This window comes from Methylobacterium sp. J-077, from assembly GCF_022829365.1.
Taxonomy (GTDB): Bacteria; Pseudomonadota; Alphaproteobacteria; order Rhizobiales; family Beijerinckiaceae; genus Methylobacterium.
In genome coordinates, this window is sequence record NZ_JAKSYJ010000190.1 from 1 (window position 1) to 2,369 (window position 2,369).

Annotated in this window: 1 protein-coding gene; it reads right to left on the reverse strand. The window is 75.3% G+C overall.

The features are described from left to right. Positions 1–8: 8 nt before the first annotated feature. Positions 9–2,369: autotransporter domain-containing protein (locus tag MKL11_RS22435; protein ID WP_243947434.1), on the reverse strand; the 2,361-nt coding region annotated here is incomplete at its 5' end.

The following is a 2,369-nucleotide window of genomic DNA, read 5'->3' on the forward strand; positions in this document are numbered from 1 at the left end:
GCCCCCGTTCAGAACCGGAGGGTGAGGTTGCCCTTGACGGCCTGGTCCTGCGCCCGGGCCCCGACCTGGCCGGTATAGGCCACGCCGAGCGTCGCGTTCGGCGCCACCCGCAGGTCGAGCCCCGCCTGCGCCACCAGCGCGTCCCGGTCGATCGGCACGCCCGCGCTCAGGAAGGCCGGGCCGGTGCCGAAGCTCAGCAGCGCCGTCGGCACCACGTCCCCGAACGCCCGCCGGTAGCCGAGCAGGCCGTAGGCCTTCACCGGGAGCCCGAGGCCCAGATCCAGGCTGGTCTGCGCCCGCACCCCCGCGGTCGCCGCGCCGAGGTCGTAGTCGCGCGCGTAGCTCACCAGGGCCGCCGCCCCGCCGGTCTCGGCGAAGCCGTCGCGCCGGATGCCGATATAGGCCGCGCCCACGAACGGCTCGAGATAGGTCGAGGCCTGCTGCAGCGCCGGGCCGTCCTTCGCCACCAGGGCCGACGGCGCGCCGAGCGTGAACCGGTAGCCGATCTCGCCGAAGCCCTGGACGGTGTGGCCGCCGCCATGGCCGGTCGGGCTGTCCGACAGGCCGTAGAGCACGCTGCGCCGGGTGCGGGTGTCGGTGTCGGCGTAGAGCGCGCCCAGCCGCACCGCGACCGGGCCGAACTCGACGCCGCCATAGACGCCGCCGAAGCCGCTCTTGAGCGTCGCGCTCTCCGCCCGCGCGCCGCCGCCCTGGCGGCCGGCGCTGTCGAGGTTGGCCTCGGTGTAGCCGCCGACCACGCCGAGCTTGAACCCGCCCGGCAGCCGGAGGTCGGCGCCCAGCGCGAAGCCGGCGATCTGCCGGTCGAGGTCGAAGGCGTTGCCGCCCCCGCCCGCCGTGCCGAAGGCGCCGAAGCCCTGGCCCCACAGGCCGAACACCTGCGGGTCGAGGATCCGCGCCGGCACGCTCGCCGCCACCGGCGGCCGGCCCGGCAGGTCGGCGCTGTAGGCCGCCGGCAGGGTGCCGTAATCCAGGCCCGACGCCGAGCCGCCCCAGCGCAGGCGGTCGAGCACCGCCTCGCGCACGAAGAACGCGGTCTCGTAGGCCGCCGAGACCGTGCCGGCATGGATGTCGCCGGCGAGCGCCCGGAAGCCGTCGGCGGCCTCGCTCGTGGTGAACGCCACGGCGGCGTCGTAGGCCCGGCCGGACCCCGCCGCCTGGAGCGCGTTGGCGGCGGCGATGCCGTTGCGGCCGGTGGCGCCGGCGGCCAGCGGCACGTCGGTGCGGGTCAGCGTCAGGTCGACCTCGTTGGGCAGGTAGCGCAGCCCCGGCGCCAGGAAGGCGAGGTTGGCGGTCACCCCGTCGAACCGGCCGGAGACGCCGCCGGCCGCGGAGAGGATCGCGTAGCTGGTGCGCGGGCCGTAGGCGCCCGAGGCCGCCAGCACCTGCACGGTGCCGCCGCCGAGGCTGGCGGCGCCGCCGGCGGCGATCCGGTCGGCCTGGCCGGCGGCGTTGGCCTCGACCCGGTAGACCGAGCCCGGCGCGAACGCGACCGCGCCGGTGACGGTGAGCGTGCCGATCGAGTTGCCCGGCGACACCGTGCCCCCCGACAAAGCCGCGATCCCGCCGACGGTCCCCGATCCGCCGAGCAGGCCGCCGGCATTGACCGAGACCGTGCCGGCGATGGTGCCGTTGGCGTAGAGCGCGCCGCCCTGGCCGATGCCGACATCGATGCCGAGGCGGTCGCCGGTGTCCATCCGCAGGGTGCCGGTGACGTTGCCGAAGTAGCCGGCGGCGGAATACAGGTCGATGCGGCTCCAGTAGCTCAGCGGGCTGCCGTAGAAGGCGGCGAGCGCGTTGGTCTCGGTGTTGACGACGATCTGGTTGATCGTGTCGGTCGCGAGCTGGCCGTAGAGGCCGCCGTTGGGCGCGAGGGTGCGGGCGGCGGCGGTCGAGCCGCCGTAGAGCGGCGCCAGCAGGATCGCGGCGTCGGGCCCGCCCGCCGGGGCGGCCTCGCGGGGCGCCTGGGCGAAGCTCAGGGTCGGCAGGCCGTAGGTCAGGCGCTGCTGGTAGGCGGCCTGGTTGGCCGCGGACGGGACGTAGGGGTTGCCCGCGGTGTTGGCGGCGCCGCCCGCGCAGGCCGCGACGGTGTTGCCGCACTGGGCGGCGAGGTAGGCCTGAAGCTCGCCCTGCGCCTTCACGAACTGGTTCGGCAGGTTGATCGCGACGCCGGTCATCGCGGCATTGTTGATGTAGGCCGGGTTCGTGAACGCCTGCGCGAGGTCGTAGGCGGCCAGCGCCCGGCTGCCGATGATGTCGAGCGGGTAGTGGACGCCGAGCACGATGCGGTCATTGGCGTAATCGGCGGCGCGGGCGAGCATGCTCTGGTATTGCTGCGGCACCAGCATCGC